This is a genomic window from Candidatus Omnitrophota bacterium, from assembly GCA_028715965.1.
Taxonomy (GTDB): domain Bacteria; phylum Omnitrophota; class Gorgyraeia; order Tantalellales; family Tantalellaceae; genus JAQUQS01.
The window spans coordinates 45,337-52,407 of the sequence record JAQUQS010000011.1 but is presented as its reverse complement, the minus strand read 5'-3'; the positions used below and the strand labels follow the sequence as shown (position 1 = coordinate 52,407).

5 protein-coding genes and 1 tRNA gene are annotated in these 7,071 nt (G+C 46.4%); 5 read left to right on the top strand and 1 reads right to left on the bottom strand.

The features are described from left to right. Positions 1 to 118: 118 nt before the first annotated feature. Positions 119 to 194: transfer RNA gene (locus PHH49_06105), tRNA-Asn, on the bottom strand. A gap of 775 nt (positions 195 to 969) precedes the next feature. Between PHH49_06105 and PHH49_06100 the strand changes: the two genes are divergently transcribed. The 5 genes from PHH49_06100 (at position 970) to PHH49_06080 (ending at position 7,037) form a co-directional block, all read left to right on the top strand. After that, a complete protein-coding gene (locus PHH49_06100; protein MDD5488513.1) occupies positions 970 to 1,764 on the top strand; it encodes an abortive infection family protein in 795 nt (264 codons plus the stop codon). 238 nt (positions 1,765 to 2,002) lie between these two features. Then, positions 2,003 to 3,079 carry a hypothetical protein gene (locus tag PHH49_06095; GenBank protein MDD5488512.1) on the top strand — a complete coding sequence of 359 codons (1,077 nt, stop codon included), beginning with the start codon at positions 2,003 to 2,005 and terminating at the stop codon, positions 3,077 to 3,079. A gap of 928 nt (positions 3,080 to 4,007) precedes the next feature. Continuing rightward, positions 4,008 to 5,138: an MFS transporter gene (locus PHH49_06090; GenBank protein ID MDD5488511.1), complete on the top strand. Its 1,131-nt coding sequence runs from the start codon at positions 4,008 to 4,010 to the stop codon at positions 5,136 to 5,138. Positions 5,139 to 5,234: 96 nt separating this feature from the next. After that, the gene (locus tag PHH49_06085; protein MDD5488510.1) at positions 5,235 to 5,660 is read left to right on the top strand and encodes a GNAT family N-acetyltransferase; all 426 of its coding nucleotides are present in this window, start codon (positions 5,235 to 5,237) and stop codon (positions 5,658 to 5,660) included. Positions 5,661 to 5,687: 27 nt separating this feature from the next. Then, a complete protein-coding gene (locus PHH49_06080; protein MDD5488509.1) occupies positions 5,688 to 7,037 on the top strand; it encodes an MATE family efflux transporter in 1,350 nt (449 codons plus the stop codon). Positions 7,038 to 7,071: the final 34 nt, after the last annotated feature.

The window sequence follows — 7,071 nt, the reverse complement described above, 5'->3', positions numbered from 1 at the left end:
TTCCTCGGCCATTACGGCCTCGGTCAGATTCGGGGTTTTATGGGAAAAGATATACCCCTCATCCAACTGAGGGGTATAAATCAAAAGACCCCAGCTTGCGCTGAGGTCTTTTAATTTATGGCTCCCCGGGTAGGATTCGAACCTACAACCTATTGGTTAACAGCCAATCGCTACTACCATTGAGCTACCGGGGAACCGATATATGCCTGATAACGAGGCTTGTTCGCGTTTTGTGAGTCTAAATTATATTGGAAATAGAGTGTATTGTCAAATATAAATGAAGGAGATAACGTGTTTTATCTTATGAAGATAAGTTTATGGTTGTAAGCCTTGAGTTAATTTATGTATAAAATAGGCGACCGAGGGGTACCACTCCCCGAGGAAGTCCCGGGCGCAGAGGCGCCTGGGAGAAATAGAGGATATTGTCAAATATAAATATGGGGAGCACAATATGTTATGTAAATGTAACCCTCTTATCATAAAAGCCTTTTGTCTTTAACCCGTTAGGGATATAATATAAGTCGATAGGGGACAGCTGCATTTCATGCAGGAAATATAATGATATAGTGTATGAAGCAGATGCGCCTGTTGCTCAGACAAGCCTATCGGCAAACTCGCACACGGCGCACCTGACAACATACATGTAATTTATAAAGAATTGGCAAGGCGTCTTATCTGAAGGAGTATATCCGGCCATCAAATGCGCGTTCGCGCGTAACCCCCTATGTGTGGTGCTGGCGGTAGAGCGTGCTCGGTGGGCCTTCGGTCAGGCGTATTTTATGTGACAGGCGTAGAGATTAAACCGGTATACTTGTCCCCCAAAACACACGGAGGACAGACCCAAGATCGAGAATTCCCCCGACCGGGGATTGGGTTTGTGCCAGACCGGAGTTTATCTCGAGAACCGTCCCTGGAGATTCTTCTTGGATGTTTAAGTAGAGTTGATAATGGAAAAGGGAAATCAAGAATATGATCTACTTATACAGCGGATCAGGGGCAAGCGGGTTTGACTTGAAAGAAGAGCGCATGTCTGCCGATGAGTGGACTGCATTACGCAACAATGCATGCAAATTATTGTCAGCAAAACATGGTAAAAAAGCCAGTCGCATGTTAGAAAAGTTTCCATTTGAACTTTATTCTGGAACTAATTTTTTTAATGACGATTTTTTTGTTCTTTATGCAAAGATACCGATTGATGAATATGTTAAGTTACAAAAAAATAATTTTCAAAATAAATACAAATTAGCTTTTGCAGATATTGCACATACTCTTTCGGATTTTGGGCCGTATGTTCGACATATTGCAATAGATTACTTAATTGAAACGGGTGTTTCTCTTGTAAAGACCCCCTCTTTGGAAACAACTTCATTTATTGTCGAACACGCCTTAAGAGATGCGGAAAGCCTTGTTTGTACTTCTGGTGCCCCAAATGCTATTGACCGGGTACATACGGCATTTCATGGGTATCTAAAGAATGTGTGTGAAAAAGCAAAAATTAGTTATGAGAGAGATACAAATATCACTGCCTTTTTTAAGTTAATTCGAGAAAATCATCCACAGTTTGAACAAATAAGAACAGATGCAAATATCAAACGAGTTGTATTTTCAATGTCCGCAATCGTTGATGCTTTAAATCACTTGAGAAATCATGCAAGTATAGTTCATCCTACTGAAAAATTACTGCCGAAATCGGAAGCAATGCTTATCATCAATACAACAAGAACTTTATTACATTATTTAGATCAGAAATTAAAAATTAAATAAAAAGAAAACCAAAGCCGTTTTGATCTGTGGTGCCATATCTTGGGCAAAAAAAAACGGTTTTGTGTCTTAAGAAGAACGCGGGAATGAAGTTCACGAGGTCGGCGGCCAGACCGGAGAAGGGCCTTATCCCCAGATGCTTCTTTATATTATTCTGAAGTTTTAAAGGCTATTTAAGGTAATGTCTAGACTTCAAGGTGTAGTAATAATTTTTAACTAGGATTTACGAGAAACCTATTTGATGGAAAAATATCCCCCTTTTATTTATGAACCAGTAAAAAGTATGGAAGTGTTAGAAAAAACTGAATTGTTTTTTAAAAATCATTCTAATACAAAGCAAAGAATAGAAAATTCGGGTTGGATTTATCAAAGCATAGGAAAGGTGATACCCCAAACAGCTGAAAATTTATTTTCAGGTCACTTTTTCCCTTATGTGGAATCATGGGATGAACTTCAAATATCATTTAATTTGGCAATATTTGGATTTTATAAACAAGCCTTTATGTCTTTAAGAAGCGTTCTTGAATTAGGTATGTTGTCTGTTTATTACAACATCAACGATGATGGGCACAAAACGGTTCAAGATTGGCTGAAATCAAAGGATGCATGGGAAGCAAATACGCCTCGGGTTGATAAAATTTGGAAGATATTACGATCAAACAAGAATATCATGAGCTTTGACGAAAAATTTGGCTTACGAAAAAGCTTCAATGATTTGAGTGTTCTTCATAACTATGTTCATACGAAAGGGTATGAATTCTCTAATAAGCTTGGATTGCCGAAATCGAATTGCCAAACTTTTGAAGAAGATGTTCTGGAAAAGTGGATTAATACATACGAAAGAGTAATTATCCTTGTTATTACTTTACACATGTTAAAATACCCTATTTCAGTAATTGAATTTGAATGGAGTGAAAAAATTGGCATAGATAATCCCTTCCCTGTTCTTGAGAGTTTTGAAATAAAGGAAATTGAGACTTTTCTTCCTAGGGAATATTTCGAGGAAATAAAGAAGATAGCAGACAATGATCAGGGCACACAGGATTTTTGCAAATATATTCGTGAACTTCCAGACATGACAGAGGAAGAACAAGAGTTTCAAATTATTAAATTTGATAAAAGTAGGATTGAACATGGTGAAGGTTTTGAAAAATGGGAAAAACAAGAAATAAAATTAATCGAAAGATGTAGCGATGGAATGAAAAAGAAGATTTTGGATAGAATAGAGATTTTAAGAAAATGGGCAATCGAAAATAATATGATGAAATCTAAGGTTGAAAGGTTAGGGGGGCAGGGATTTTTTAAAAACAATAAATAACAGATAGTGGGGACGGGTGCTGACGTGATCCTACACCTGTCCCGCTTTTATTTTCAGAGAAAAAACCGTTTTGAGCTGTGCGGCTTAGGCTTGGGTAAAAAACGGTTTTAGACTTTTATTATGTCATCCGAAGGGTATGATATAGGTAGTGAGAGGGGCAGACCCGGGACAGCTATGGTCCCGGACCGGGGATTGAATGTAAGCGACCGAGGAGTACTACTCTCCGAGTAAGTCCCGGGAGCAGAGGCGACTGGGAGAAATAGGGGATATTGTCAAATATAAATGAAGGAGATAAGACGGTTTGTGCCATAAAGATATGCTACCGTAAAAGGTCAGGATATCTCGGGACAGGTTTACTGCGACGGCATGATCTCCGGCCTAAACCAGTCCCTCGTTTTAATGGGGTCAGGTCCCCCGGCGGGGCATAACCCCCAGATAGACCAGACCCCGTATTTTTATAATGATCTCCAAAATGCCCGAAGGGCCAGGCATAAGTTCCAGATATAACCCGCAAGGGTCGTCAGGGCATAAGTTCTAGATATAACCCTTTAGGGTTATTGTAAGGCCGGATACACTCCTTCAGATAGGACGCCTTGCCAGTTCTCTCTAAATTACATGTATGTTGTCAGGTGCGCCGTGTGGAGCGACCGAGGACGTAATGTCCGAGGAAGTGTAGCGAGCTTCGTCGAGCTACTTCCGCAGCCTGAAAGGCGAGGGCTGTCTGAGTGGAGAGACATCTAACAGCCCGACTCTCTTTCTTGCCTAACTTCCGCGCATAACCTATTTCATCCCACCATACGATCCGGGACATGGTTCTCGGCCTAGAGAGGTCCAGACCTTGTTTGAGCGTTAGAGGTATCGGCCTGCCTTATATACCAACCACATGTACAACAAAACACGCCCCGTTTATGCTACAATGGGTCCTCCTATGAAAAAGATAAAGCAGGATCCCATGTACTGGTACCTATTGGTGCTGACCATCGCCTCCGCGGCCGGCCTGCAGGGCTGGCGCACGCTCTTCAATAACTTCGCGGTGGAGACGGTAGGGCTTACCGGGTTCCAGGTCGGTATGGTCCAGTCCGCGCGGGAGATACCCGGGTTCCTGGCACTATGCGCGATATTCCTCCTGGCGTTCATCAAGGAACATCGCCTTTCGGCCGCGTCCGTTATCTGCATGGGGATGGGTGTAATGCTGACCGGGTTCCTCCCGAGTTTTTCGGGACTGTTAGCGACCACACTACTTATGAGTTTCGGGTTCCATTATTACGAGACCACTAACCAGTCGCTTATCCTCCAGCATTTTGACGAATACCAGTCGCCGCTCGTAATGGGGAACCAGCGCAGCATGATGTCCCTGGTCTGTATCATCGTCGGAATAGTAATATTTTTATTTTCGCATTTTCTTTCATATCGGACGATGTTCCTCCTGATAGGCATTGCGGTATGCGGCGCCGGGATATGGGGGCTTGTCAACGAACCTGCGCGAAAAGAAGAATATGTCCAACGGAAAAAAGTGGTATTCCGCAAAAAATATACGCTTTTTTATATCCTTACGCTATTATCCGGCGCGCGGCGGCAGATCTTCATGGTGTTCTCGGTCCTTTTGCTCGTGAAAAAATTCGGGTTCACCATACAGCAGGTCACCATGCTGTTTGTCCTGAACAACATCATCAACTATTTCGCCGCGCCGCTCGTGGCCAAGGCGATCAAACGGTTCGGGGAACTGGCGATACTTCGCTGTGAATACATCAGCCTGATCCTGATATTCACCGCCTACGCGTTCTGCCCTTATAAACCGTTGGTAGCGGCACTGTACGTCCTGGACCATATCTCGTTCAACGGGGCCATGGCGATACGCACTTATTTCCAGAAGATAGCCGATAAAAAGGACATATCGTCCAGTACCGCGGTCAGTTTTACCATAAACCATATCGCCGCTGTGATACTACCTGTGGTCGGCGGGTATCTCTGGATGATAAATTACCGTATACCGTTCATTTGCGGGTCCGTGCTTGGGGCGTGTTCCCTGGTCGCGGCGCATTTTATCCGTGAACGTTGACCCTGTAGTGAGGCTGACGGTGTGATCTTACTATGGTAATATATAAGCTTAGTTGTGTGGATGGATACTGAAAAGTTCTGACCCGGAAAGGTGATCATGGTCCGTGCTTTTGTAAGATCAGATATGGAACGCGTCCTGGATATCTGGCTAAAAGCCTCGATAAAAGCCCATAATTTCATCGAAGAGAAGTTCTGGGAGTCCAAGCTCGGCGAGATGCGGGATGTCTACCTCGCCTCGAGCGAGATCTATGTGTATGAAGATGGCGGACGGGTAGAGGGTTTCCTTGCCCTATGTGGCAATACGGTGGCGGCTCTTTTCGTATCGCCCGTATGCCAGGGAAGAGGGATAGGCGGCTGCCTTATGGATAAAGCGAAAGAGGTCCGGGACGGACTGTGTCTTGCTGTTTATAAGGAAAATGTCAGTAGTATCAGGTTCTACGAGAGACACGGGTTCAGGGTATTGGAAGAGCGTGTGGATGGGCATACGGGACATATGGAGCTACTTATGGCGTTCGATGTCTGACGTTCCGTGGAAGGTATAGGATATATAATGGCGCTTTTAGTGAAAGATAAGGTTTTCCCGACCATAGCGCGTATGGCCGTGCCCATGCTGGCCGGGACGTTCGCCCTGAACGCTTATAACCTGGCCGATACGTGGTTCGTTTCCAGGCTGGGTACGAGCGCCCTGGCAGCGATGTCGTTCACGTTCCCGGTGGTCATGCTCCTGGGGTTCATCATGCGCGGTCTGGGGACCGGGGCCATGACGGTGGTGGCCCACGCGTTGGGACGCGGGAAAAAGAAGACGGCGGCGCGTATTACGACACACGCGGTTTTCCTGGCCTCGACAGTGGCTTTATGTCTCACCGCGGCCGGGCTTCTTTCCATACGCCCGCTTTTCAGCCGGTTGGGCGCGACGGGTGAGGTGCTGGAATTCGTGGGGCAGTACATGTGGATCTGGTATTGCGGCCTGATCCCGCGTATCCTCCAGATAATGTTCTCCGATATCATCATAAGTACGGGCAAAATGAGGACGGTCAGTTTCCTCATGGTGGCCGGGACCGTGTGCAACTGTATACTCGACCCCGTGATGATATTCGGGCTCGGAGGGTTCCCGCGTATGGGGATGCAGGGCGCGGCCCTGGCTACGGTCATTTCTGAGATGCTGGTCATGTCCGGGGCTTTTTATTTCATCCACAAGAGGTATCGCCTGATCCTTTTCGCGGCGCATACGCGCCAGCGAGTGGCCGCGTCATGGCGGAAGATACTGCATATCGGGATACCTTCCATGCTTAGCTCTATCCTCACGCCTCTTTCCGCGGCTGTCGTGATCAGGATCATCGCGGATTTCGGACAGTCCGCCGTAGCGGCGATCGGTGTAGCCGGCAGGATAGAGATGTTCGCTTTCATGGTGCCTATGACGGTAGGCATGTCGCTTGTCCCGTTCGTCGCCCAGAACTACGGGGCGGGCCGGTTCGACAGGATAATCGCCGCGCGCAGGGGGACGATGTCTTTCGCTTTGGGATTCGGTCTGGTCATAGCCGTAGTGTTCCTCGTTATCGCGCGTCCGCTGGGCCGGCTTTTCTCCCCCGACCCGGCCGTCGTGGATGTCCTGGTCCAGTATATCCGCGTTACCTGTCTCGGGTACGGGTTCCTTGAAGTGCACCGGTACGCGACCTTTCTTATGACGGGTATACACAAACCGGTGGCGTCCGCCATCTTGACCGCCATTCGCGTGGTGGCCCTGCTTATACCTTTGGTGTTGCTCGGGGCAAGAGTGTTCGGTATCACGGGGGTATTCTGGGGGCGGCTGGCGACCGACATAGCCGCCGCGGCCATAGGCATAGTGTGGACGGGAAGGGTCCTTAAAAAAGAATATGCCCTGACAAGCGTTAAAGGGTAACGCCACATCCATAAAGAATTTATACCAAATACCG

Coding starts and splice junctions, on each gene's coding strand:
- PHH49_06100 (MDD5488513.1), top strand. CDS start 970: ATGATCTACTTATACAGCGGATCAGGGGCAAGCGGGTTTGACTTGAAA.
- PHH49_06085 (MDD5488510.1), top strand. CDS start 5,235: ATGGTCCGTGCTTTTGTAAGATCAGATATGGAACGCGTCCTGGATATC.
- PHH49_06095 (MDD5488512.1), top strand. CDS start 2,003: ATGGAAAAATATCCCCCTTTTATTTATGAACCAGTAAAAAGTATGGAA.
- PHH49_06090 (MDD5488511.1), top strand. CDS start 4,008: ATGAAAAAGATAAAGCAGGATCCCATGTACTGGTACCTATTGGTGCTG.
- PHH49_06080 (MDD5488509.1), top strand. CDS start 5,688: ATGGCGCTTTTAGTGAAAGATAAGGTTTTCCCGACCATAGCGCGTATG.